The organism is Pseudochelatococcus contaminans (genome assembly GCF_014195635.1).
Lineage (GTDB): Bacteria > Pseudomonadota > Alphaproteobacteria > Rhizobiales > Beijerinckiaceae > Pseudochelatococcus > Pseudochelatococcus contaminans.
The window spans coordinates 604041-629567 of the sequence record NZ_JACICC010000001.1; the positions used below are offsets into that span (position 1 = coordinate 604041).

21 protein-coding genes and 1 pseudogene are annotated in these 25527 nt (G+C 60.1%); 21 read left to right on the forward strand and 1 reads right to left on the reverse strand.

Translation table 11 applies throughout. From position 1 onward, the window contains the following. Positions 1-57: 57 nt before the first annotated feature. A complete protein-coding gene (locus tag FHS81_RS19240) occupies positions 58-2172 on the forward strand; it encodes a BamA/TamA family outer membrane protein (RefSeq protein WP_183750446.1) in 2115 nt (704 codons plus the stop codon). Beyond that, positions 2169-6512 (forward strand): translocation/assembly module TamB domain-containing protein, encoded by a 4344-nt coding sequence (locus FHS81_RS02585; protein WP_183750447.1) that lies wholly within the window; start codon positions 2169-2171, stop codon positions 6510-6512. The genes FHS81_RS19240 and FHS81_RS02585 overlap by 4 nt, the downstream gene beginning before the upstream one ends. Positions 6513-6641: 129 nt before the next feature. On the opposite strand, the gene FHS81_RS02590 is transcribed toward FHS81_RS02585, so the two are convergent. Continuing rightward, positions 6642-6869: a hypothetical protein gene (locus FHS81_RS02590; protein WP_183750448.1), complete on the reverse strand. Its 228-nt coding sequence runs from the start codon at positions 6867-6869 to the stop codon at positions 6642-6644. Positions 6870-7230: 361 nt separating this feature from the next. Here FHS81_RS02590 and FHS81_RS02595 point away from each other — a divergent pair, with 361 nt between their 5' ends. The 19 genes and pseudogenes from FHS81_RS02595 to FHS81_RS02685 all read left to right on the forward strand — a co-directional run bounded on the left by FHS81_RS02595 (position 7231) and on the right by FHS81_RS02685 (position 25421). Next, positions 7231-7596, forward strand: coding sequence for an NADH-quinone oxidoreductase subunit A (locus tag FHS81_RS02595; protein ID WP_183750449.1), 366 nt, complete (start codon positions 7231-7233; stop codon positions 7594-7596). Beyond that, entirely contained in the window at positions 7587-8189 is a 603-nt protein-coding gene (locus FHS81_RS02600) for a NuoB/complex I 20 kDa subunit family protein (protein ID WP_183750450.1), read from the forward strand. Before FHS81_RS02595 ends, FHS81_RS02600 begins: the two co-directional genes overlap by 10 nt. A gap of 12 nt (positions 8190-8201) precedes the next feature. Beyond that, the gene (locus tag FHS81_RS02605) at positions 8202-8855 is read left to right on the forward strand and encodes an NADH-quinone oxidoreductase subunit C (protein ID WP_183750451.1); all 654 of its coding nucleotides are present in this window, start codon (positions 8202-8204) and stop codon (positions 8853-8855) included. Beyond that, positions 8852-9325: a GFA family protein gene (locus FHS81_RS02610; RefSeq protein WP_183750452.1), complete on the forward strand. Its 474-nt coding sequence runs from the start codon at positions 8852-8854 to the stop codon at positions 9323-9325. Before FHS81_RS02605 ends, FHS81_RS02610 begins: the two co-directional genes overlap by 4 nt. Beyond that, positions 9318-10508 carry an NADH-quinone oxidoreductase subunit D gene (locus FHS81_RS02615; protein ID WP_183750767.1) on the forward strand — a complete coding sequence of 397 codons (1191 nt, stop codon included), beginning with the start codon at positions 9318-9320 and terminating at the stop codon, positions 10506-10508. The genes FHS81_RS02610 and FHS81_RS02615 overlap by 8 nt, the downstream gene beginning before the upstream one ends. 30 nt (positions 10509-10538) lie before the next feature. After that, positions 10539-11414: pseudogene (nuoE, locus tag FHS81_RS02620) on the forward strand (NADH-quinone oxidoreductase subunit NuoE); the annotation flags it as partial. A gap of 17 nt (positions 11415-11431) precedes the next feature. Then, complete coding sequence (gene nuoF, locus FHS81_RS02625; protein ID WP_183750454.1) at positions 11432-12733, forward strand: NADH-quinone oxidoreductase subunit NuoF; 1302 nt, start codon at positions 11432-11434, stop codon at positions 12731-12733. An 11-nt stretch (positions 12734-12744) separates the two neighbouring features. Further along, entirely contained in the window at positions 12745-14823 is a 2079-nt protein-coding gene (gene nuoG / locus FHS81_RS02630; RefSeq protein ID WP_183750455.1) for an NADH-quinone oxidoreductase subunit NuoG, read from the forward strand. Between the two features lie 9 nt (positions 14824-14832). Further along, entirely contained in the window at positions 14833-15876 is a 1044-nt protein-coding gene (nuoH, locus tag FHS81_RS02635) for an NADH-quinone oxidoreductase subunit NuoH (RefSeq protein ID WP_183750456.1), read from the forward strand. Positions 15877-15880: 4 nt separating this feature from the next. Then, a complete protein-coding gene (locus tag FHS81_RS02640; protein WP_183750457.1) occupies positions 15881-16135 on the forward strand; it encodes a hypothetical protein in 255 nt (84 codons plus the stop codon). Between the two features lie 37 nt (positions 16136-16172). Then, the gene (gene nuoI / locus FHS81_RS02645) at positions 16173-16661 is read left to right on the forward strand and encodes an NADH-quinone oxidoreductase subunit NuoI (protein WP_183750458.1); all 489 of its coding nucleotides are present in this window, start codon (positions 16173-16175) and stop codon (positions 16659-16661) included. Between the two features lie 99 nt (positions 16662-16760). Further along, entirely contained in the window at positions 16761-17381 is a 621-nt protein-coding gene (locus FHS81_RS02650; RefSeq protein ID WP_183750459.1) for an NADH-quinone oxidoreductase subunit J, read from the forward strand. Between the two features lie 13 nt (positions 17382-17394). Then, the gene (nuoK, locus tag FHS81_RS02655; protein ID WP_183750460.1) at positions 17395-17703 is read left to right on the forward strand and encodes an NADH-quinone oxidoreductase subunit NuoK; all 309 of its coding nucleotides are present in this window, start codon (positions 17395-17397) and stop codon (positions 17701-17703) included. Between the two features lie 11 nt (positions 17704-17714). Further along, complete coding sequence (gene nuoL / locus FHS81_RS02660) at positions 17715-19688, forward strand: NADH-quinone oxidoreductase subunit L (RefSeq protein WP_183750461.1); 1974 nt, start codon at positions 17715-17717, stop codon at positions 19686-19688. Beyond that, positions 19688-21199: an NADH-quinone oxidoreductase subunit M gene (locus tag FHS81_RS02665; RefSeq protein WP_183750462.1), complete on the forward strand. Its 1512-nt coding sequence runs from the start codon at positions 19688-19690 to the stop codon at positions 21197-21199. The genes nuoL and FHS81_RS02665 overlap by 1 nt, the downstream gene beginning before the upstream one ends. Before the next feature lie 10 nt (positions 21200-21209). Next, on the forward strand, positions 21210-22646 hold the full coding sequence (gene nuoN, locus FHS81_RS02670; RefSeq protein ID WP_183750463.1) for an NADH-quinone oxidoreductase subunit NuoN: 1437 nt from the start codon (positions 21210-21212) through the stop codon (positions 22644-22646). Positions 22647-22654: 8 nt separating this feature from the next. Further along, on the forward strand, positions 22655-23440 hold the full coding sequence (locus FHS81_RS02675; RefSeq protein ID WP_428982427.1) for a biotin--[acetyl-CoA-carboxylase] ligase: 786 nt from the start codon (positions 22655-22657) through the stop codon (positions 23438-23440). Positions 23441-23463: 23 nt separating this feature from the next. Further along, entirely contained in the window at positions 23464-25134 is a 1671-nt protein-coding gene (locus tag FHS81_RS02680; protein ID WP_183750465.1) for a ribonuclease J, read from the forward strand. A gap of 53 nt (positions 25135-25187) precedes the next feature. Then, a complete protein-coding gene (locus tag FHS81_RS02685) occupies positions 25188-25421 on the forward strand; it encodes a DUF1467 family protein (protein ID WP_183750466.1) in 234 nt (77 codons plus the stop codon). Positions 25422-25527 lie beyond the last annotated feature (106 nt).

Here is a 25527-nt window from a genome sequence, read left to right on the forward strand (position 1 = left end):
ATCTTTCGCGCCATGATGGTATATCGTTGAACAGTTGCATTGGAGGCCCGAAGGCGCGTGTTTGAAGACCGGACCATCCTGCCAGCCGCGCCGACCGGCCGAACTGCAGCCGACAGGGGGCAGATTGCCGGGCTTCCGGGCGCGCCGTTTCCGCGTGCGCGCCTTGCGGTGTTCGGGTTGGCGCTTGCCGTCTCCACCACGCTGACGGCGGGCACTGCCGGAGCGCAACTGCTTGCCCCGGAGCCTTCATCGACGGAAGATACAGGCGAAGCGCCGCGCCGGTCGTTCTTCGGGCGGCTTTACGACAGCATCCTCGGCCGGGAGCCTGAAGCCGAAGAGGAAGAAGCCTTTCCCGTGCCGGATGGCGTGCCATACACGGTGACGTTCGAGATTCCCGATGACAGCGCTGCCACGCAGCTCGAACAGGTGTCGGACCTGGAGCGTCTGCGCCGCCAGTTGCCCTCGGGCGCGATCGGGCTCGTGGCGCGCGCCAATGCCGATAAATCGCGGCTGATCTCCGGCCTTGAGGCGCTGGGCTATTACGATGGCAGGGTGGATATTCTGCTGGCCGGCGATCCGTTGGATAGTTCGCGCGTCACCGCTGGTATCGAGGCCGCACGCCGTTCCGGCCCTGTGCCGGTCACGGTCATCGTCAAGCCGGGTCCGCGCTATGTCTTTGGCCGCTTCGCGCTTGTGGACGCCAACACCCGCCGGCCGCTGCCCTCACCGGATTGGGCGAAGATCGGCCTCGTTGCAGGCGATCCGGCACTGAGTTCAACCGTGCTGAGCGCCGAAAGCGCCATCGTCGGGCAGTTCCGCAATCAGGGATACGCAATGGCGCGCGTGCCGGGGCGGCAGGCCACGGTCGACCACGCCACGCGGACGATGGACCTCGTCTTTTACGTCGATCCCGGCCGCCTGGCCACGTTCGGGCCGGTCACTGTGTCGGGTACGGACAGGCTCAACCCGGATTTCATCACCGAACGTGTTCCTTTCAAGGAGGGCGAGGTGTTCTCGCCGGAAGCGGTCGCGCGCATGCGGCGTGAACTGAGCGCTTATGACGTATTCAATTCAGTGCGCATCGTGGAGGCCGACCATCTCAACCCGGACGGCTCCCTGCCTATCGAGATTCAGGTGAGCGAGCGTTTGCCGCGCTTCGTTGGCTTCGGCGCGAAGTATTCCACGACCGAAGGCCCGGCGGCGAACGTCTACTGGGGGCACCGTAACCTGTTCGGCGGGGCGGAGCGTCTGCGGTTTGAGGCGCAGGTGTCCGGCTCGGATGTGGACACCATCAATGGCCGCTCGCGAGCGCGCACCGTCGACAAGCTCGGCTACAAGATCGGCGCTACCTTCCTGAAGCCCGGCATTTTCACCGTCAAGGACGATCTCATCGCCGAGGCGGCGGCGCTGCGCGAAATCGCGAAGACCTATACCCGGCAGGGCTTCATCGGCTCCATCGGCGTGAAGCGGACTTTCTCGGACGAGCTGTGGGGCCAGATCGGGCTGGATCTGGAGCGCGCCAAATATACCGCGCCGACCAACACGAGTTATACCAACAGCGGCTGGTATACGCTCGTGGGCGTGCCGGTGCAGCTTAATTACGACAACACCGGCGACAAGCTCAACCCGACGCGCGGCGTGCGTGTGGCGGCCAAGGTGACGCCTTATCCGTCCTTCCTCGGTTCCACCGTGGACATGACCAAGGTGGATGTGACGCTCTCCGGCTATCTGCCGCTGGATAGCGATGCGCGTTATGTACTGGCCGGGCGCACACGGGTCGGCTCGATTTTCGGCGCGGGAATGGACGATATTCCCCCGCCGCACCGCTTCTTCGCCGGCGGCGGCGGTTCCGTGCGCGGCTACGATTACCAGAGCCTCGGTCCGAAGGATTCCGCCGGCGTCGTGGTCGGCGGCCGCAGCCTGTTCGAGGCTTCGGCGGAGGTGCGCGCCAAGATCACCGATACCATCGGCGTGGTGGCTTTCGCGGATGCCGGTATGGCCTTCGCCTCATCCACGCCGGAATTCGATGAATCACTGCGGTATTCGGCCGGTCTGGGCTTGCGCTACTACACCGGCATCGGCCCGATCCGGCTCGATGTCGCACGCGGCCTCAACCGTGAAAAGGGCGATCCGCCCTATGGAATTTACATCAGTCTGGGACAAGCGTTTTGATCGGTCGTAACGGATACAGGCGCAGACGGGGGCGCATCGGTATCGGCGGGATGCTGCTGCGGGTGCTGGCCGTTATCGTTGTCGTGCTCGCGGGTGGCTTCCTTTTCCTGACGCGCACGGATACGGGCCGCGCCACGCTGGTCGGCATCGTGGAGAGCGTCGCGAACAGCCCTGATCTCACGCTTGCCATCGGGCGGCTGGAAGGCGCTGTCCCGTTCGACATGACGATGCGCGACGTGCGTGTCGGCGACGCTCAAGGTGTGTGGCTCGATGTGGATCGGGCGCGGCTGGCCTGGCGGCCATTGTCGCTGTTCGGCGGCGTGCTCGATATCGAGGTGGTGGAAGCCGATAAGGTCAACGTCGCCCGTGCGCCGGTATCGGCCGCGAAAACGGAGCCGGAGGAAGCTTCCAGCGGTGGCGGCCTGCCGCAACTGCCGTTCGGCATCACGCTGGAGCGTCTCGCTGTCGGCGAAGTGGCGCTGGGCGAAGCGCTGTTCGGACAGGCGGCGAGTTTGAGTGTCGCCGGGGCGGCGCAACTCGTGGACTACAGGCAGGGGCTGAATGTCGATCTCACCGTCGATCGCATCGACGGGCAGGAAGGGCGCATCGTCAGCCGGTTCGGATTCGCGCCGGAGGGCGACATCCTCACCCTCGACGTGACGGCGCAGGAGCCGGCGGGCGGCATCGTCTCGCGTCTGGCCGGCGTGGAGGATCTGCCGCCGTTGGCGTTCGCGGCCAAGGGCGCAGGGCCGCTCGACGACTGGAAGGGCCAGCTCGTGCTCGATCTTGCGGGCAAGGCGGGCGCGAACGGCGTGATAACAGTGAAGCGTCAGGATGCCGCGCGCGTCCTCACAGCAACCGTCAATGCCGATATCGCCGCTCTGTTGCCTGATACCATTGCACCGCTGGTGGCGGGGCAAAGCGAGGTTGCCATCGCAGCCCGCTTCAACGATGCCGGGCCGATCGAGGTGACGCAGGCGCGTCTCACCTCCGCCGCCGCGCAGGTTGAGGCCAGTGGCCGCTTCGTTCCCGAGACCGAAGACGTATCCGCCACCGCCACAGTCAACGTGGGGGCGCCATCCGCTTTCACGGCTCTGTCGCCCGTGCCGGTATCGTGGTTCGGCGCGACGTTGCGGGCGGATGTCGGCGGCTCGTTGTCGGCATTGACGGTTTCCGCAACCGCATCTGCCGCCCAACTGGCGGCGGAAGGTTATGGCGCGGACGATATCCGGATTGCGCTTGATGCACGCAGCAACGGCGACGTGCGCGAGGAAACGACGCGCTTCGATTTCACGCTCGACAGCAATATTGCCGGGGTGTCGACGCCTGACCCGGCGCTGTCACAGGCGCTTGGCGATTCGGTTGCGTTGAAGGCGCGCGGCAACTTCGAACCGTCGCTGGTCGCCCGATTTGATGAGGCGCATCTGGCGCTCGCACCGCTGTCGCTGCGCTTCACCGGCCTTGTCGATCCCGACGAGGTGATCGGCAAGATCGCGTTGGACCACGCGAACCTTGCAGCCCTGCGCGCCTTTGCCGGCCCCGAAATCGCCGGTGCGGCGAAGCTCGATGCGGATGTGGATGTGGCGTTCGACATGTCGCGCCTCACCGTCACGCTGAATGGCGTCGTGCAGGATTTGCGGACGGGCGTGCCTGTCGCTGATAATTTGACGGGCGGCAAGGTTTCTCTGTCCGGCGGCGTCAACCGTACGGAAGACGGCAGTTTCGGCTTCCGTGATTTCAAGGTGCTGGGCGCGCACGTCAGCCTGAACGCCGATGGCGCGGCGACACCGCAGCGTGCCGATGTGCATGCGAAGCTGGCACTACCTGAACTCGCCAAACTGGATCCGCGATTGCAAGGCGAGGGCGCCGTGACGTTGGCGCTCACCGGCAACCTCGAAAACCTCGATGGCATTGCAACGGTTTCCATCCCAAAGGCGCGGGCCATGGGGCGTCCGGTTGAGGGCCTCAAGCTCGATATCAACGCGCAGAACCTGCTTGGCGCACAAACCGGCTCCCTGTCGCTCGGCGGGTCGGTGGACGGCAAGCCCGCGCGCGGCACGGGTCGCTTCGCGCGGGGTGAAGACGGTTCGGTGCAGGTCAGCGACCTGAATATCGGACTTGGATCTGTGTCCGTCACCGGCGCTGTTGCTATGGACGCGGCGCAACTGGCCAGCGGGCGCGTCAACATCGTTGCAGGCAATCTCGCCGATCTAGGGCCGCTTCTGCTCACGGATCTTGCCGGGCGTGTCAATTTGCAGGCCGATCTGACGTCCGAGGGCGGCGGGCAGGGTGCGCGTGTTGCGGGCACGGTTGAGCAGTTTGCCGGTTTCGGCGCATCCGTTCGGCAGGCTCGAATCAATGCCACGGGTCGTGATCTGCTGCGCCAGCCGGTGCTTGATGCCCGCGTCGAGGTGGAAAACGTCAACGCCAGCGGCGTGGATATAGCGCGCGCCACCGTGACCGCGCAGGGCAGCGGCACGGCCAACGACATCCGCCTCAACGGTGTCGTGCAGGGCGCGGATGTCAATGCAGCCGCCAGAGTAACGCTCGGCGACGCGACGAGCATCGTCATCAATCAGGCGCGTATGTCTCGCGGCGGGCAGAACATCGATGTGCAGCCGAATGCGCGCATCGACATTGCCGGCGGAGATGTCCGCGTGTCCGATCTGGAGGTGCGCTCCGGGCAGGGCCGTCTACGCCTCTCGGGTGCGGCGGGCAGCCGGCTCGATCTGGCCGCGACCATCCAGAACTTCCCGCTGGCCATCGCGGAACTTGCCGCACCGGGGCTCGGCCTTGCCGGTACGCTGTCCGGCGAGGCGAACATCTCCGGCGCGGCTGCCAGCCCGGATGGGCGATACAGGCTCAACATTGCCGGTCTCAGTCTGCCGGCGATGGCCAACGCGGGTCTTCAGCCGCTGGCGATTGCCGCAAGCGGCGCGCTGGGGCAGGGCCGTGTCACGACCGACGCCACCATTCGCGGCCAGAATAATCTCACCATGCGCGTGCAGGGATCGGCCCCGCTCGGCGACGGCAATCTCGATCTGTCTGTGACCGGGCCGATTGACCTTGGAATCGCCAACGCCATGCTGTCGGCCAGCGGTCAGGTGCTGACGGGCACGGCCAATGTCGATCTGCGCATCGGCGGTACGACGGCGGCTCCCTCTATCGGCGGTAACGTGCGTCTGGCTAACGGACGTTTCGAGGATCCGGTGCAAGGCCTGTTCTTCGATAATATTCAGCTTGTCGTCACCGGCAACGATCGTGAGCTGACCATCACGACGCTATCCGCCCGCACCCGCAACGGCGGCGCGGTTACTGGGTCCGGGCGCGTGGCGCTCGATCCGGCTGCGGGTTTCCCCGGCAACATCAGCTTGCGGGCGCAGGGTGCGCAGCTCGTCGGTAGCGAGATGGTCAACCTCGTTGCCAATCTCAATATCGCCGTCAGCGGTGCGTTGGCCCAGTCGCCGCAGGTGTCGGGACAAGTCGACGTGCAGAACCTCCAGATCACGATTCCCAGCCGGTTCCCGCTGTCGCTCACGCCCATTGCGGTTCAGCACGTGCATCCGCCGCCGCGCGTACGCGCGCGGCTTGAGCAGGAGGCGCAGGCCGCAGCGCAAGCTGCTGCTTCCAAGCCGTTCGCGGCAACGCTGGATATTGCCATCAATGCTCCGACACGGGTTTTCGTGCGCGGGCAGGGCATCAATGCCGAGCTGGGAGGCATGTTGCGCATACGCGGCGACAGCAACAGTCCAATCATCGATGGCGGCTTCCAGATGCGGCGAGGCACCTTGTCCGCAGTCGGCCGCACGCTGACCTTCTCACGCGGCGAAGTGTCGTTCGCCGGCGGAAGCCTCGACCCGACCCTCGATTTCGTGGCGGAGGCGCCTGCAGGCGATATCACCGCGCGCATCGGTGTGAGCGGTTATGCATCGAATCCGCAGCTGTCGATTTCATCGAGTCCCGAGCTACCGCGCGACGAGGTATTCGCCCGCCTGCTCTTCGGCAAGCCCGTGACGCGTTTGACAACGGCGCAGACCATCCGCCTCGCTCAGGCTATTGCCCAGTTGACCGGGGTTGGCGGAAGCGATGGCCTGGGTGGAATAGGCCGCTCACTCGGGCTCGACTCGATCGATGTGGGCACCGATGATTCCGGCAATGTCGACGTTGGGGTCGGCAAGCGCATCAACGACAACATCTATCTCGGCGTGAAACAGGGTGCGAACGCAGGTTCCAGCCGCGTCACCGTTGATGTCAACATAACCGACCACATCAAACTTCAGGGAGAAGCGGGTGCGGATGGCTCAAGCTCGGTCGGTGTCGGCATGGAGTGGGACTACTGACATACGGACCGTAGTCCCATGCCCTGCCGCGAATCACCACGTCTCAAGGGTTATTCAGGAACGTTGGTTGCTCTGGAACAACGTGCGTTGACGACGGGTGACTTTTCGCACATTTCCCGTGCCGTCATATCAGGCCGCCCTGCGGCGTATCTCCCATAACATAGCGATTCGAGGCGGCAAAAGAATGTTGCCCTCAGCGTCTCGAATCCAGGCAATCTCGCGGTTTCCGGGGCTTTGTGTCATCGCGAATGCAATCGCGTCATCCAACGTTTGAAATTCGATGGCGTTCTCAGGGCGGGCTTCTCGAATGGCTGACCAATATTGCAGGCATACTTGACCGCAAGCATCGTTTGTCATCGGAGCCTCCTTCCGTTTTCACATCGGGAAAAGCCGCGCCCCAAGCAGGGCAAGGGCTGTGGGCCGTTGAGCGACGGTTTTCCCGGTTCGTTCGACCCTTCAGTTAGATTAGTCTAAAGTCGCATGTGAAGCAAAATGCGCCTTTAAGTCGGCATGCGGCACTTGCGTCCTGACGGAGGCTGAGATAAGCCTTCGCCCACATGCGAATTTCTCTAAGGCGGAACAAGCAGCAGATATTGCGATAGTTTCCGTCTCAATTCGCGAAAAGCCCGGTCCGCTTGGCGGGCGCCGGGCCGTCTGGCTAAAAAGTCCATGCCAGAGGGTTCTGGTAAAAAGGGCGCGGGAGCCGTCGGAGGGTCGGATGCAAGATTTGTTGCTGGATTATCTGCCGCTTGTCATCTTCCTGGGTCTGTCATTGGTGATCGGCCTCGCGCTGCTGGTTGCGCCGTTTCTGGTCGCCTACAAGAACCCTGACCCCGAAAAGCTGTCGGCTTACGAGTGCGGCTTCAACGCGTTCGACGATGCGCGCATGAAGTTCAACGTGCGCTTCTATCTTGTCGCAATCCTTTTCATCATCTTCGATCTCGAAGTCGCGTTCCTGTTCCCGTGGGCGATTACTTTCGGCGAACTGGGCTGGCTTGGCTTCTGGTCGATGATTGCCTTCCTCGGCGTGCTGACGGTCGGTTTCGTGTATGAATGGAAGAAGGGAGCCCTGGAATGGGATTGATCGGACAGCCCCCGTCTGGCAAGGCCGCCCCCGGGACGCTCGTGGCTCCCGCTCCGCGCGGCATCATCGATCCGAACACCGGCAAGCCGATTGGCGCTAATGATCCGTTCTTCGGCGAGATCAACGATGAGCTGGCGGATAAAGGTTTTATCGTTACGGCGACGGACGAACTGATCAACTGGGCGCGCACCGGCTCGCTGATGTGGATGACGTTCGGCCTTGCCTGTTGCGCCGTTGAAATGATGCAGCTGTCGATGCCGCGCTACGACGTCGAGCGCTTTGGATTTGCTCCGCGTGGCAGCCCGCGTCAGTCGGACGTGATGATCGTCGCCGGTACGCTGACGAACAAAATGGCCCCGGCTTTGCGCAAGGTCTACGACCAGATGCCCGAGCCGCGCTATGTGATCTCAATGGGATCGTGCGCCAATGGCGGTGGCTACTATCACTATTCCTACTCGGTGGTTCGCGGCTGCGACCGCGTCGTTCCGGTGGATATTTACGTGCCCGGTTGCCCGCCGACCGCCGAGGCCCTGCTCTACGGTGTGTTGCTGCTGCAGAAGAAAATCCGCCGCATCGGCACGATCGAGCGCTGAGGGGATGGGGATATGAGTACGGACGCCGCCGACATCACCGCCGAAACCGCGCCGGTCGCATCTGAGCTTGAGTTGCACGGAGCTGCTATTGCGGACGCTCTTGGCGACAAGATCGTGGCAACGAGAATCGCCTTCGGCGAGCTGACGCTCCTCGCGAGGTCAGAGGTCATCCTCGACGTGCTCACCTTCCTGCGCGATGATCCCTCTTGCCTCTACATCAATTTCACCGACATCAGCGGGGTGGATTATCCGGAGCGCGAGCGGCGTTTCGATGTCGTCTACCAGCTGCTGTCACCGCGCCATAACCGCCGCATCCGCGTGAAGGTGGAAACGGACGAGTTTACGCCTGTGCCCAGCGCGATCACGGTGTTCCCGGCTGCGAACTGGTTCGAGCGCGAGACCTACGATCTGTATGGCGTGCTATTCTCGAACCATCCTGACCTGCGGCGGCTGCTGACGGATTACGGCTTTGACGGCCATCCGCTTCGCAAGGATTTCCCGCTCACGGGTTATGTCGAGGTGCGTTACGACGACGCAAGGAAGCGTGTCGTCTACGAGCCCGTCAAACTGGTGCAGGAGTTCCGCAGCTTCGATTTTCTGTCGCCCTGGGAAGGGCCTGACTACATTCTTCCCGGCGATGAGAAGGCTGGAGGCAAACCGTCATGACGCATGCAGCCATCAAGGCTCAATGTCTGTGCGGCGCTGTCGAGCTGAGTGCCGTTCCTGAGAACGACGAAGCCGGTGTTTGCCATTGCTCGATGTGTCAGCGCTGGGCTGGCGGTATTTCCATACTGCGCACCTGCAGCGAGCTTGTCGTGGTCAAGGGCGATGCGCTTGGCATTTACGAGTCGTCCGAGTGGGGCGAGCGCGGCTTTTGCCGCAATTGCGGCTCGTCATTGTTCTGGCGTGCCAAGGAGGGCGGGCACAGCTCTGTCTCCGCCTCGGCATTCGAGAACTACGATGGTCTGCGGCTGACAAGTGAAATTTTCTATGATCGCAAGCCGGCATTTTACGCGCTGGCAAATGACACGAAGAAGATGACCGAGGCTGAAACCATCGCCTTCTTCACCGGCGCCGGCGCCGGGGATGCCAATGAAGGCAGCGCCCAGCACGGGAAGGACCATGACCATGGCTGAGGCGGACGTTCGCACCTTCAACATCAACTTCGGCCCGCAGCACCCTGCCGCTCACGGCGTGTTGCGCCTTGTGCTTGAGCTTGACGGCGAAATCGTCGAGCGTGTCGATCCGCATATCGGCCTGCTGCATCGTGGTACTGAGAAGCTGATCGAGTACAAGACGTATTTGCAGGCAACCCCGTACTTTGATCGGCTCGATTATGTTGCGCCGATGAATCAGGAGCATGCATTCGTCCTGGCGGTTGAGAAGCTGCTCGGTGTCGAAGTGCCGCGCCGTGGACAGCTTATTCGTGTGCTGTTCTCGGAAATCGGACGCATTCTGGCGCATCTGCTGAACTTCACCACACAGGCTATGGACGTGGGCGCGCTCACGCCGCCGTTGTGGGGGTTCGAGGAACGCGAGAAGCTCATGATCTTTTATGAGCGGGCCTGCGGTGCGCGTCTTCACGCCAATTATTTCCGTCCCGGTGGTGTGCATCAGGACCTGCCCCTCGATCTCATCGACGACATTGAAGCATTCTGCGATCCGTTCCTGAAAGTATGCGACGATCTTTCGGATCTCGTGCTGACGAACCGCATCTTCAAGCAGCGTAACGTCGATATCGGCGTCGTGTCGCTGGAAGAGTGCTGGGCGTGGGGCTTCTCCGGTACGATGGTGCGCGGTTCGGGTGCGGCGTGGGATCTGCGCCGTGCGCAGCCCTACGAATGCTACGAAGAGATGGAATTTGACATTCCAGTCGGCAAAAACGGCGATTGTTATGATCGGCAGGTGATCCGCCTGGAGGAGATGCGTCAGTCTGTGCGCATCATTCGTCAATGCGTTGCCAAGCTTCGTGAGCCGGCAGGGCAGGGGCCTATTTCCGCGACAGATCACAAGATCGTTGCGCCAAAACGCGGCGAGATGAAGCGGTCGATGGAAGCTTTGATCCATCATTTCAAGCTGTTTACTGAAGGTTTTCACGTGCCGGCCGGCGAGGTTTATGCGGCTGTCGAAGCGCCCAAGGGTGAGTTCGGCGTCTTCCTCGTGTCGGACGGCACCAACAAACCTTACCGCTGCAAGATCCGCGCCCCGGGCTTTGCCCATTTGCAGGCGATGGATTTCCTGTGCCGCGGGCACATGCTCGCCGACGTGTCGGCGATCCTGGGTTCGATCGATATCGTGTTCGGAGAGGTCGACCGCTGATTATCAGGTGGTCGGGAAACGGGTGACGGAATGGCCGTTCGCAGGCTAGCGCCAAAGGAAATTCAGCCGGAAGACTTCGTCTTCACGCCGGAGAATGCCGCCTGGGCTGAGCGCATCATCGCCAAATATCCCGAGGGCCGTCAGGCCTCGGCAGTGATTTCCTTGCTCTGGAAAGCGCAGGAGCAGGGTGACGGCTGGGTGTCCGAGCCTGCGATCCGTGCTGTCGCCAATCTCCTCGGCATGCCGTACATCCGGGTGCTGGAGGTCGCGACCTTCTACACCATGTTCAACCTTCAGCCGGTCGGTCGTTATTTCATCCAGTTTTGCGGCACGACGCCATGCAGGCTGCGTGGCGCGCAGGCCATTCAGGATGTTCTCGAACAACGGGTTGGCCATCAGGGCCATGTGACGGATGACGGGTTGTTCTCATGGCTTGAGGTCGAGTGCCTTGGCGCATGCTGCAACGCGCCTATGGTGCAGATAAACGACGATTACTACGAAGACCTGACACCGGATAACTTCAACAAGCTGCTTGATGACCTTGCATCAGGCCGAGCAGTCAAGCCGGGTCCGCAAGACGGTCGTGTGTCGTCGGAACCGCAGGATGCGGTCAATACGCTGCTCGATCCCGCACTTTACGATGGCTCGGTCGTCGGCGCATGGCGCAAGCGTTTCGAGGAAGAAGACGCGCGCGTCAAGGCAGAGGCAGAAGCCAAGGCTGCTGCTGAAAAAGCTGCTGCTGATCCGACACCTGCCCGTCCGGAAACGACCCGTGGCGGCGAGCAGAAGGCCGAAACGCCTGCGGATCGTGTTGCAAACGGCAAGGACGCCGCAAAGCCGGAAGAGAAAAAGGCCGCGTCGCCTGCCACCGCTCCCGGTGCGGAAGCGCGTGCCTCAGAAGACAAGACGAAGGGGTGATCGCAATGTTGAACGACAGGGATCGCATCTTCACCAATCTCTACGGCTTCCACAGCCCGGGCTTGAAGGAAGCGCTCAAGCGCGGCAACTGGGACGGCACGAAGTTCCTGCTTGAAAGGGGCCGCGACTGGATCATCAACGAGATGAAGGCTTCGGGCCTTCGTGGGCGTGGTGGGGCGGGCTTCTCTACCGGCCTCAAATGGTCCTTCATGCCGAAGCAGTCGGATGGCCGCCCGCATTATCTGGTGGTGAACGCCGACGAATCTGAGCCGGGTACCTGCAAAGACCGTGAAATCCTTCGTCACGATCCGCATCTGCTGATTGAAGGTTGCATGCTGGCATCGTTCGCCATGGGTGCGCACGCAGCCTATGTATACCTGCGCGGTGAATACATCGCCGAGCGCATTGCGCTTCAAAAGGCGGTTGACGAAGCTTATGAAGCCAAGCTCGTCGGCAAGGATAACGTTCACGGCTACCCCTTCGATATTTATGTTCATCACGGGGCAGGGGCTTATATCTGCGGTGAGGAAACGGCACTGCTCGAAAGCCTCGAAGGCAAGAAGGGCATGCCGCGTCTCAAGCCGCCATTCCCGGCCAATATGGGCCTCTACGGTTGCCCCACGACGGTCAACAACGTGGAATCGATTGCTGTTGCCGGCACGATCCTGCGGCGCGGCGCGGCATGGTTCTCCGGTATCGGCCGTCCCAACAATGTCGGGACGAAGTTGTTCTGCGTTTCTGGCCACGTCAACAAGCCCTGCAATGTCGAAGAGGCCATGGGGTTGACCTTCCGCGAATTGATCGAAACCCATTGCGGTGGCATCAGGGGCGGCTGGGATAATCTGTTGGCGGTCATCCCCGGCGGTGTTTCGGTGCCGATGGTTCCGGCCGATCAGATCATCGATGCGCCGATGGACTTCGATACGCTGCGCGGGCTGCGATCAGGTCTAGGTACGGCTGCGGTCATGGTCATGGACAAGTCGACGGACGTCGTCAGGGCCATCGCGCGCATCTCATACTTCTACAAGCACGAGAGCTGCGGCCAGTGCACGCCTTGCCGTGAAGGTACGGGCTGGATGTGGCGCGTTATCTCGCGCATGGCCGAGGGCAGGGCGCAGAAGCGCGAGATCGATCTGCTGCTGGATGTCACGACTCGTGTCGAGGGGCACACGATCTGCGCATTGGGCGATGCAGCTGCATGGCCGATACAAGGTTTGATCCGGCATTTCCGCCACGAGATCGAGAAGCGCATCGACGATTATGCGGCGAACCCGCATAGCGATCCTGTGCTCGTGGCGGCGGAATAAGGGTAGGGTCGATGGCAAAGATCATCGTTGACGATGTCGAAGTCGAAGTCCCGGGCGAGTACACGCTGTTGCAGGCTTGCGAGGCTGCCGGCGTGGAGGTTCCGCGCTTCTGCTTCCATGAACGGCTGTCGATTGCCGGCAACTGCCGCATGTGCCTTGTTGAGGTTAAGGGCGGTCCGCCCAAGCCGACTGCGTCCTGCGCCATGAATGTCCGCGATCTGCGGCCCGGCCCTAACGGTGAGCCCCCGGTGATTTCCACCCGCTCACCGATGGTGAAGAAGGCTCGCGAAGGCGTGATGGAGTTCCTGCTCATCAACCATCCGCTTGATTGCCCCATTTGCGACCAGGGTGGTGAATGCGATCTGCAAGACCAGGCGATGGCATACGGGGTCGACTCCAGCCGCTTTGCCGAAAACAAGCGCGCCGTAGAGAACAAATATATCGGTCCGCTCGTTCGCACGTCGATGAACCGCTGCATTCATTGCACGCGCTGCGTCCGCTTCGTCACCGAAGTCGCTGGTGTGCCAGATCTTGGCGCCATTGGCCGCGGCGAGGATATGGAGATAACGACGTATCTCGAAAAGGCCATGCGCTCCGAGTTGCAGGGCAACGTCATAGACCTCTGCCCCGTTGGTGCGTTGACGTCCAAGCCATACATGTTCAAGGCACGGCCTTGGGAGTTGCTCAAGACAGAGACGGTTGACGTCATGGACGCGCTTGGTTCGGCGATCCGCGTCGACGCGCGCGGGCGTGAGGTCATGCGCGTGCTGCCGCGTATCAATGAAGCGGTGAATGAGGAGTGGATCTCCGACAAGAGCCGCTTCATCTGGGACGGCCTCAAAACGCAGCGCCTTGATCGTCCTTATGTGCGTGAGAACGGTCGCCTGCGTCCCGCCTCATGGCAAGAGGCTTTGGGCGTTGTGGCTGCTCGCGTTAGGTCGACTGCTCCTAACAGGCTTGGCGCAATTGTCGGCGATCTGGCAGCGGCGGAGGAGAGCTTTGCTCTCAAATCACTGCTGTCGCGGCTTGGCTCCATCAATATCGATGGTCGGCAGGACGGAACTGCGCTCGATCCCATTCTCGGGCGGGCCACTTACCTGTTCAATACCACCATTGCTGGTATCCATGAGGCGGATGCGATTCTGCTGGTTGGCACAAACCCGCGCCGCGAGGCCGCTGTGCTCAACGCCCGCATTCGCGAGCGCTGGCGGTTGGGCAACCTCAAGGTCGGCCTTATCGGTGAGCCGGCCGATCTCACCTACACACACGAATATCTGGGAGCCGGTTCCGATACGCTTGCGGCAATTGCCGACGGCACGCATTCTTTTGCCGATGTTCTGAAGCAGGCGGAGCGGCCGCTTGTCATCATCGGTCAAGGCGCATTAAGCCGGCGGGACGGCCTTGCCGTACTGTCGCTTGCGGCAAGGGCTGCTGTGGCTGTTGGCGCGGTGAAAGACGACTGGAACGGCTTCTCCGTGCTGCACACGGCGGCATCGCGTGTTGGTTCGCTCGATCTGGGTCTCGTGCCGGGCGAGGGCGGTCTCAATGCCGCAGAGCAGGCTGCCGGCGGCGTCGACACACTGTTCCTGCTGGGTGCTGATGAGATCAAGGTCGCGGATGGACCCTTCGTGGTTTACATAGGCACGCACGGCGATCAAGGCGCCCATCGCGCCGATGTCATCCTGCCGGGCGCTGCCTACACGGAGAAGTCTGGGCTCTACGTCAATACGGAAGGGCGCGTGCAGATCGCAAACCGCGCGGTATTCCCGCCGGGTGAAGCACGTGAAGACTGGGCAATCATTCGCGCGCTATCGGAGCTGGTGGGGCATAAGCTGCCATTTGATAACATAGCGCAGCTTCGGCAGTCTCTGTTCGTATCTCACCCACATCTGGCCCGTATCGATACTGTCGAGCCTGCGGACCATACGGCCATCGAAAGGTTGGCTGCCCTGGGCGGTGCGACGGATAAGACAGGGTTCGAAACACCTGTCGTCGATTTCTACCTGACCAATCCCATTGCTCGGGCATCGGCGATCATGGCTGAATGCTCGGCGTTGGCTCTTGGCGTCAGCCGCCAGGCAGCGGAGTAGGGGGCGCACATGGAAACTTTTCTCGCCTTTGCGCTTATCCTCGGCAAAAGCCTGCTGCTGCTTGTGGCGCTGCTGGTGTTCATCGCCTACATCCTGTTGGCCGACCGCAAGATCTGGGCGGCCGTGCAGCTCCGGCGCGGTCCGAACGTCGTTGGGCCTTATGGTCTGTTTCAGTCGTTCGCGGACTTGCTGAAGTTCGTTTTTAAAGAACCGACAATTCCGGACAGCTCAAACAAGTTCCTGTTCCTGCTGGCACCACTGATTACCTGCGTTCTGGCGCTGTCTGCATGGGCGGTGATTCCAGTTGCCGAGGGCTGGGCCATCGCCAATATCAATGTTGGCGTACTTTATGTTTTGGCAATCTCGTCTCTCGGTGTGTACGGCATCATTATCGGTGGTTGGGCGTCGAACTCGAAGTATCCCTTCCTTAGTGCGCTGCGCTCCGCAGCACAGATGGTGAGTTACGAGGTTTCGATCGGTTTTGTCATCGTCACGGTGTTGATGTGTGCCGGATCGCTCAATCTGACGGAAATTGTTCGCTCGCAGCAGGATCAGGGGCTTGCAACATGGCTTGGTGTGCCGTGGTTGGCTTTCCTGAACTGGTATTGGCTGCCGCTGTTTCCGATGCTGATTATCTTCTTTATTTCGGCACTTGCGGAAACGAACCGTCCGCCCTTCGACCTCGCTGAGGCTGAGTCCGAGCTTGTCGCTGGCTTCATGCTTGAATACGGGTCTACGCCATATCTGCTGTTCATGCTCGGCGAGTATGTGTCGATCATCCTGATGTGCGCCATGACAACCATCCTGTTTCTCGGGGGCTGGAGTGCGCCGATTGATCTGCCACCCTTTACCTGGGTTCCGGGTGTGGTGTGGTTCGTCATCAAAGTCTGCCTTGTGTTCTTCATGTTCGCGATGACCAAGGCATTCGTACCGCGTTATCGCTACGATCAGCTTATGCGGCTTGGCTGGAAGGTTTTTCTGCCCATTTCGCTCGTGATGGTGCTGGTCGTTGCATTCGTTCTGCAGTTGACCGGCTGGGCCCAGGCAGGCTGAGGCTTTGTTTGGGTTGCCGGTCGCTGCCATTGTCGGAGGGCTTCTGGGCCTCTCGGTAGGGTTGTTGGGACATGGACTCGCTAACCGTGTCATCGAAAGTTGGCTCGACGCGGCTGAGCGCGATGAAGATGAGCCCGTTGCGATGACGCGCGGTGAGTTGGAAAAATGGATCGTCGGCCTGCGGCGGATGGTCTTTGTCGGAACTGTGATCGTGTTTCCGGTGGCAGGCTTTTTAATCGGTCTTGCTATCGGCGGTTGAAGGGTCGCGTGGATGCGCGGCGCAATGGAGGCGGGCGATGAGGCTCGATCAAGCTGCGAAATCGCTTTTGCTGAAGGAATTTGTATCGGCGCTTCTGCTGTCGATGCGGTATTTCTTCAAGCCGAAGCCGACATTGAACTACCCCTATGAAAAGGGGCAGTTGAGTCCGCGTTTTCGCGGTGAGCATGCTCTGCGCCGTTATCCGAACGGCGAAGAGCGCTGCATTGCATGTAAGCTTTGCGAGGCAATTTGCCCCGCTCAGGCTATTACGATTGAGGCAGGTCCGCGCCGAAACGATGGAACGCGTCGTACCACTCGTTACGATATCGACATGGTGAAGTGCATTTACTGCGGCTTCTGTCAGGAAGCTTGCCCTGTGGATGCAATCGTCGAAGGGCCGAATTTCGAATTTGCGGTGGAAACCCGTGAAGAGCTTTTCTACGACAAGGAAAGGCTTCTTGCGAATGGTGCGCGCTGGGAACGCGAGATTGCTCGCAATATAGCGGCCGATGCGCCCTACCGATGAATATAAACCCGGTTAACCGGGTTTAGCGTTTGAGAACAACCGGATGCAGGCGTCTTGTCGGACACGGCGTGGCATCCAAGGACAGGACGGGAACCGGGCATGGTTGCGGCGGCCTTCTTTTATCTTTTTGCAGGTGTCTGCATCGCGTCGGCGTTCATGGTGATCGCCGGGCGCAACCCCGTGACATCGGTGCTGTTCCTCATTCTCACCTTCTTCAACGCGGCAGGGCTTTTCATCCTGATCGGTGCCGAGTTCCTGGCGATGATGCTTGTCGTCGTCTATGTCGGCGCGGTCGCGGTGCTCTTCCTCTTCGTCGTTATGATGATCGACGTCGACTTTGCCGAGTTGCGTTCTGGTTTTCTCCAGTTTCTACCCGTCGGGGTGCTGGTGGGGATCGTCTTCCTGATCGAGCTTTTGCTGGTGATTGGGACGCTATTCGTCGACCCGGCAATCCTTCAGACGGCTGCTGCCGCCGCTGCGGCGGATGCGCCAGCGGTCGGCGTCACCAATACCGAGGCAATCGGACTCGTACTTTACACTGACTACCTGTTCGTTTTTCAGGCAGCCGGTTTTGTTCTGCTTGTGGCCATGATCGGTGCGATCGTGCTGACACTGCGGCATAAGCCGGGTGTCAAGCGTCAGGATATCGGCAAGCAGGTCGAGCGTTCGCATGAAACGAGCGTGGAATTGAAAAGCGTGCCGTCGCGGCAGGGCGTCTGAGAGGGCTGGAGTTATGATCATCGGGCTCGTTCATTACCTAACGGTTGCGGCGACGCTGTTCACGCTGGGCGTGTTAGGCATCTTTCTCAACCGGAAGAATGTCATCGTCATTCTGATGTCGGTGGAGTTGATCCTGCTGTCGGTCAACATCAATCTGGTCGCTTTCTCTGTTTTCACCAATACCATCGTGGGGCAGGTCTTCGCGTTGCTGGTGCTCGCTGTCGCAGCGGCAGAGGCGGCTATCGGACTGGCGATCATGCTGGTCTTCTTCCGCAACCGTGGCTCCATCGCGGTTGAGGACATCAACTTGATGAAGGGCTGAGGGCAGGCCGAATGTATCAGGCAATCGTCTTTCTGCCGCTGGTCGGCTTCCTCGTCGCGGGCCTTTTCGGCCGCTTCATCGGCGCGCGTGCCAGCGAAATTATTACGACGTCGTTGCTGTTTGTTACAGCAGCCCTGTCGTGGGTGGCGTTCGTCACTGTCGGTTTCGGAACGGAGACTTTTTACGTTCCGATAGCCCGCTGGATTACCTCTGGCACCCTCATTGTCGACTGGGCATTGCGTATTGATACCTTGACGGTGGTGATGCTCGTCGTCGTCAACAGTGTGTCGGCGCTGGTGCATCTCTACTCCATCGGCTACATGCACGAAGATCCCGACAGGCCGCGGTTCTTTGCCTATCTCTCGCTGTTTACCTTCGCGATGTTGACGCTGGTTACGGCAGATAACCTGGTGCAGATGTTCTTCGGTTGGGAGGGCGTGGGTCTCGCCAGCTACTTGCTCATCGGTTTCTGGTATGAAAAGCCATCCGCCTGTGCGGCAGCGATGAAAGCGTTCATCGTTAACCGCGTCGGTGACTTCGGCTTCATGCTCGGTTTGCTGCTGACCTTTATCGTGTTCGGCTCCGTGAGCTTTGGCGATATCTTCTCGCGGACGGCTGAATTCCAGGATGCGACGTTCAATTTCATCGGTTTCGAGTGGCATACACTGACGCTGATCTCGCTGTTGCTGTTCATTGGCGCCATGGGCAAGTCAGCGCAGTTCATTCTGCACACCTGGCTCCCTGATGCCATGGAGGGGCCGACGCCGGTTTCTGCCCTCATCCACGCGGCCACCATGGTGACGGCGGGTGTCTTCATGGTCACCCGTATGTCGCCGGTGTTTGAATACGCGCCTTCCGCATCGACGGTCATTATTGTGATTGGCGCGGTCACGGCTTTCTTTGCCGCTACGATTGGACTGGTGCAGAACGACATCAAGCGTGTGATCGCTTATTCAACCTGCTCGCAGCTCGGTTACATGTTCGTTGCGCTCGGTGTCGGCGCTTATAGCGCTGGCGTGTTCCACCTGTTCACCCACGCCTTCTTCAAGGCACTGCTGTTCCTTGGTGCCGGCTCTGTGATCCATGCGATGCATCATGAGCAGGATATGCGGAAGATGGGTGGTCTGCGGAAATACATTCCGTTCACCGCGCTGGCCATGACAATCGGCACGCTGGCATTGACCGGCTTCCCCTTCACGTCGGGCTTCTATTCGAAAGATGCGATTATTGAATCCGCTTTTGCGTCGCATTCTTCTGTCGCTGGCTTCGCCTTTACGTCGACGATTGTGGCCGCGTTGATGACGTCGTTCTACTCATGGCGTCTATACTTCATGACGTTCGAGGGTAAACCGCGTTGGGAGCATCACGACGACCATGCTCATGGGCATGATCATGCACACGATGACGGGCACGACCATAAGCCGCATGAAAGCCCATTGGTCATGTTGCTGCCGCTTGTCGTCCTGTCGATCGGCGCCTTGTTCGCTGGTGCGGTATTCTACAACGCCTTTATCGGCAGTGGTTATGATGCCTTCTGGAAGGGCGCCATCTTCACCAACCCGGATAACCACATTCTGCACGACATGCACGAAGTGCCGCTTTGGGTGAAGCTCGCGCCGGTGGTAACGATGGTGATTGGCTTCCTGCTGGCGCTGTGGTTCTACGTGCTCGATACGTCAAAACCCCGCCAACTCGCGGCTGCGTTCCCCGGTGTTTACCGCTTCCTGCTCAACAAGTGGTACATTGATGAGCTGTACAACTTCCTCTTCGTCAGGCCAGCAAAGGAGCTTGGCCGCTTCTTCTGGAAGCAGGGCGATGGATGGCTGATTGACGGACACGGACCTGACGGTATTTCCGCCCGCGTACTCGACGTCACGGGCAGGGTCGTCAAACTCCAGACTGGTTATGTCTACCACTATGCATTCGCGATGCTGATCGGTGTCGCAGCCTTTGTGACCTGGTATATTTTCGGGGGTGCTGTCTAATGTTCGGCTTTGGCATCCTTTCGGGTCTGTTGCTGCTGCCGTTGGTCGGCGCGGTGGTGATCCTGACGCTGCGCGGCGACGATGCCGCCGTGCAGTCCAACGCCCGGTCCATCGCATTGGCGACAACCATTGTCGTTTTCATCGTGTCGCTGGTGGCATGGGGGCGGTTTGACGTCGCTGACCCGGCCTTCCAGCTTGTGGAAACGCATCCCTGGCTGGCGGAAAACATTGCCTTCAAACTTGGCGTCGACGGTTTTTCGTTTCCGCTGGTATTGCTGACGACCTTCTTGATGCCCTTCTGCATTCTGGCATCGTGGAAGTCGATCAGTTCGCGCGTGCGGGCTTACTACGTCGCTTTCCTTGTCTTGGAAACGACGCTGCTCGGCGTGTTCGTGGCGCTGGATCTGGTTCTGTTTTACGTCTTCTTCGAAGCCGGTCTCATCCCGATGTTCCTCATCATCGGCATATGGGGTGGGGCGCGGCGTATTTATGCCAGCTTCAAGTTCTTTCTCTACACGCTGCTCGGCTCGCTGCTGATGTTCCTGGCGATCCTCGTCATGTACTGGCAGGCTGGCACGACCGATATTCCGACACTGTTGGCATTCAGGTTCGATCCGTCTGTTCAGACTTGGCTATGGCTGGCCTTCTTCGCCTCATTCGCGGTGAAGATGCCGATGTGGCCAGTGCATACGTGGTTGCCAGATGCGCACGTCGAGGCGCCAACAGCCGGTTCCGTCATTCTGGCCGGTGTCATGCTGAAGATGGGTGGCTACGGTTTTATCCGGTTCTCTATCCCGATGTTCCCGGATGCGTCCCTGTACTTCCAGCCGCTGGTTTTTGCGCTTTCGATCGTCGCGATCATCTACACGTCGCTCGTCGCGCTCGCGCAAGCTGATATCAAAAAGCTGATTGCCTATTCATCAGTGGCGCATATGGGCTTCGTGACCATGGGGCTGTTCGCGCTTAATGAACAGGGCATTCAGGGTGCGATGTTCCAGATGATTTCGCACGGCCTTGTGTCCGGTGCGCTGTTCTTTGGCGTCGGCATCATCTACGACCGCATGCATACACGTGAGATTGCAGCGTATGGCGGCTTGGTGCATCGCATGCCGTTCTATGCTGTCGCGTTCATGGTGTTCACGATGGCGAACGTCGGGTTGCCCGGAACGTCAGGCTTCATCGGGGAGTTCCTGACGCTCGCCGGTGCATTCAAGGCCAATCCTTGGGTTGCATTCTTTGCCGCAACCGGCCTTATCCTCTCCGCTCCCTACGCATTGTGGCTTTATCGTCGCGTCATCTTCGGGCCGCTGGAGAAGGATAGTCTTAAGTCAATTCTCGATCTCGATCGCCGTGAGATTATCGCCGTTGTGCCGCTGATCCTGCTCATCGTGTGGTATGGTGTGCAACCCGACGGCATCCTGAATGTGTTTGCTCCAGCTACGGAGCATCTGCTGAAATCCACCGAAGCAGCGCTTGCGGTCGTCAAGACCGCCGCCGTGATTGCGCAGTGAGGCCGCCGCGATGACATCCGTTAACCTTCCGGCGCTTGGCGTCGTTCTGCCGGAGCTTTTGCTGGCCGTTGGTGCGCTTGTTCTGGTGCTCGTTGGCGCGCTGCGCGGCGAGCGCTCGTCCGGGCTGGTGAACGTCCTGGCGCTGGTGCTGATTGTGCTCTCCGCGATTGCGGTTGCGGCACAGGGATCAGAGACGGTTGTGGCTTTCAACGACTCGTTCATCGTCGATGGCTTTGCTCGTTTCTGGAAAATTCTGGCGCTGATCGGCTCGGCCGTTGCCATCGTCCTGTCGCGAGACTTCTTCATCCGCGAAGGCCTCGATAAGTTCGAGTTTCCCGTGCTCGTGCTGTTGTCGACGCTGGGCATGCTGATGATGATCTCGGCTAACAGCCTGCTGACGCTGTATGTTGGTCTGGAGCTGCAGAGCCTCGCGATTTATGTGATCGCCGCGTTTGATCGTGATAACACCCGCTCCACGGAAGCAGGGCTGAAGTACTTCGTCCTAGGTGCTCTTTCTTCCGGCATGCTTCTCTATGGCTCCTCGCTCGTCTATGGCCTGACGGGCAGTGTGAACTTTGCCGCGATTGCTGCTGCGGTGCAGGGTGAGCAGGGTGTTCTGTTCATTTTCGGACTTGTGTTCATTATTGCTGGTCTCGCGTTCAAGATTTCGGCTGTGCCTTTCCACATGTGGACGCCAGACGTTTACGAAGGTGCGCCGACACCAGTCACGGCATTCCTCGCGGCGGCGCCCAAAATGGCTGCGATGGCGCTGACTGTGCGCGTGCTGGTTGGTGTCTTTCCGGGCATCTTCGAGCAGTGGCAGCAGATCATCCTGTTCGTCTCGGTCGCGTCCATGGCGATTGGTTCGTTCGCTGCCATCGGTCAACGGTCCATCAAGCGACTGATGGCCTATTCGTCTATCGGTCACATGGGCTACGCGCTCGTCGGCCTGGCCGCGGGCACGGAACAAGGTGTGCAGGCGGTTCTCATCTATATGGCGATTTACCTCGCCACGACGCTGGGTGCTTTTGCCGGAATTCTCGCTTTGAGAAACGGCAATGTTTATGTCGATCGTATTGAAGATTTGGCAGGCCTGTCTCGCTCGCAGCCGGCTCTGGCCTTCTTCTTCGCCATGCTGTTCTTCTCGCTTGCCGGCATCCCGCCGTGGGCAGGGTTTTTCGCCAAGCTCTATGTATTCAGCGCCGCCATCGAAGCAGGACTTTATACGCTCGCCATCATTGGTGTGCTGCTGAGTGTCGTCGGTGCGTTCTACTATCTGCGTATCGTGAAGATTATCTACTTCGATGAAGCCAAGACGCCTTATGAGCCGATGACTTCCGGACTCAAGTTCGTGCTGGGTGTTTCGAGTGTGGTGGTACTGCTATTCTGGGTTCTGCCTGCGCCGTTGGTGGGGTCTGCTGTCGTTGCCGCCAAGTCTCTGTTCTGATGGCATCCATCCCCTTCCACCTTTCACATAATGCCGAGGCCGCCGGTTTCCGACTGGCGGCTTTCGACACGTTCAATGGCTCGACTAATACCGAGGCACTTGATCGCGCCAGGGCGGGTGATTGCGGATCTTTGTGGATTGTTACAGATAATCAACTCGGTGGTCGTGGCCGCCGAAATCGCGCGTGGATCGCACCAAAAGGCAATCTGGCCGCCAGTCTGTTGATTGTGACGGACGTGTCGACGTCGACGGCCGCTACCCTCGGATTTGTTGCCGGCGTTGCCCTTGAGCGCGCTATCGTACGTGTTTCGCCATACCTTCGTCACAGGATCAGTCTCAAGTGGCCGAATGATATTCTGGCTGACGGGGCGAAACTGTCCGGCATCCTGCTGGAAAGCGAGCCACTTGACGAGCGGCGTCGCGCCGTGGTTGTGGGAATAGGTGTCAACGTGGTTGCTGCTCCCGAAGGGCTTCCTTATCCCGGAGCATCTCTTGTTTCGCTTGGGGCAAATGTCAGCGCTTCCGAGTTGTTCGCGGCGTTGGCGGATGAGTGGATTGCCGCGGCTGCGATCTGGGATGAAGGGCGCGGCATGGGGGCGCTTCGGGATTTGTGGCTCGAACGGGCGACGGGATTGAACGGGCCGATCAGTGTGCAGACGCCGTCTGGTGTCATTGGCGGTATATTTGAGACGATTGACGACATGGGGCGCCTGATTATGCAGCGCGCGGACGGAACCACAGAAGTAGTTTCCGCCGGAGACGTTCACTTTGGCGGACTGGCAACCAGAAAATAAGCAGGAAAAAGGAAAGTTGACTTATGGCCCGTCGTAACGACGAACTGGTGTTCGTAGCCCTTGGAGGGCTTGGCGAGATCGGCATGAATCTCGGCCTCTATGGCTTCGGCCCGGAAGATCGCCGTAAATGGGTCATGGTTGATTGCGGTATCAGCTTTGCCGGAGAAGAAGCGCCGGGCGTCGATCTGGTGTTCCCGGATATTCGATTCATCGTCGAGGAGCGCCGCGATCTTCTGGGAATTGTGATTACGCACGCCCATGAGGATCATATCGGGGCATTGGCGCGGCTGTGGCCGCAACTTGAAGTGCCGGTTTATTGCACGCCATTTGCCGCCGGCCTGCTGGAGATGCGTCGCCTTTCAGAACCGGGCGCGCCTAAAATTCCGCTGCGGCGTGTTGCGCAGAACGGCCGGATCAATCTTGATCCGTTCGATATCGAACTCATCCCGGTAGCGCATTCGATTCCCGAGGCCACTGCGCTGGCAATTCGCACGCCGCTTGGCACCGTTCTGCATACAGGCGACTGGCGTCTCGATCCTGAACCGGTGGTGGGGCGTCCTACGGATGGCGAGCGGCTGGCCGAAATCGGCGATGAGGGCGTGCTCGCCATGGTCTGCGATTCCACCAACGCTTTGCGCGATGGAATTAGCCCCAGCGAGACGGAAGTTGCCAATAATCTGGCGGAAATTATTGCCGCATCGCCGCATCGCGTGGCTGTGACCACATTTGCTTCGAACGTCGCTCGGGTGCGTGCGGTGGCTCTGGCAGCCCAGAAAGCCGGACGTGATGTCGTCGTCGTTGGTCGTGCGATGGATCGCGTCGTGTCGGTGGCGGGAGAGCTCGGCTACCTCGATGGCTTGCCGCCGTTCTTGTCGCCGGAAGTCTATGACCAGCTGCCGCGTGACAAGGTCGTGGCGTTGCTCACTGGTTCTCAGGGGGAGGGCAGGGCCGCTATGGCGCGGGTGGCGACGGATACTCACCCGGACATTTCCCTGGCTGCCGGGGATCGCGTTATCTTCTCGTCTCGGGCTATTCCGGGGAATGAGAAGGCCATCAACACCATCATCAATAATCTTGTTCGCCGAGGCGTCGAGGTTATTACCGATCATGATGCGCTGGTTCATGCTTCCGGTCATCCGCGCCGCGGAGAGCTTGAGCAGATGTATCAGTGGGTTCGTCCGCGTATCGTATTGCCGGTGCACGGCGAGCCGATGCATCTTGCCGGGCAGCGGGAGTTCGCGCGCAAGCAGGGCGTGCAGGTCATTCTCCGTGCCGAGGATGGCGAGATGGTGCGGTTTGCCCCCGGGGAGGCGCGTGTCATCGACGAGGTGCCTGTCGGGCGTGTCTATCAGGACGGCGATTTGCTCGTGGATTCGCAGGAGCGCACCATTCCGGAGCGGCGCAAGCTGGCATTCGCTGGCGTGGTTTCTGTCGCCATCGCGCTGACGGATCGCGGTGAGTTGGCTGGCGATGTCTCCATCGGGTCAAGCGGACTGCCTCCTATGAATTCCGATGGCGAAGTTTTCGATGAGGCAATCGGTCAGGTCGTGGTGGAGCTAATCGAATCGTTGCCAAAGGCACGCCGGCGCGACCCTGATGCTGTGGTCAATGCTGTCGAGCGGGCTGTGCGATCGGAAGTACAGCGCAAGTGGGGAAAGAAGCCGGTCTGCCACGCGCATGTCATCACCGTCTAACCTAGCGCATTTGAGCTCTGCGCACATGCTGTCCTGCCATGACATGACGTAATATGGCGGACAGCATCGTGGGCATGGTGGCCCTTTATTTTCTCATATGGTGGATTGTGCTGTTCGCAGTGTTGCCATTTGGTGTGCGAGGACAGCATGAGGATCAAGTGGCTCCGGGCACGGAGCCCGGCGCGCCTCAGACGCCTCGCATTGCGCGCAAAGCACTGGTGACCACGCTTTTGTCGGCTGTCGTGCTCGGCGTTGTTGTATTGCTCTCGGAGTTCTTTGAATTTTGAGCAGTTTGCGTTCAAATCGATCCATCAAGTCGGGCGCAAGTTACCGTAAAATGTAAAATTTATAAGGCGAGTTTTTCCACTCTATCAGAGCATCCACCCGTTATAG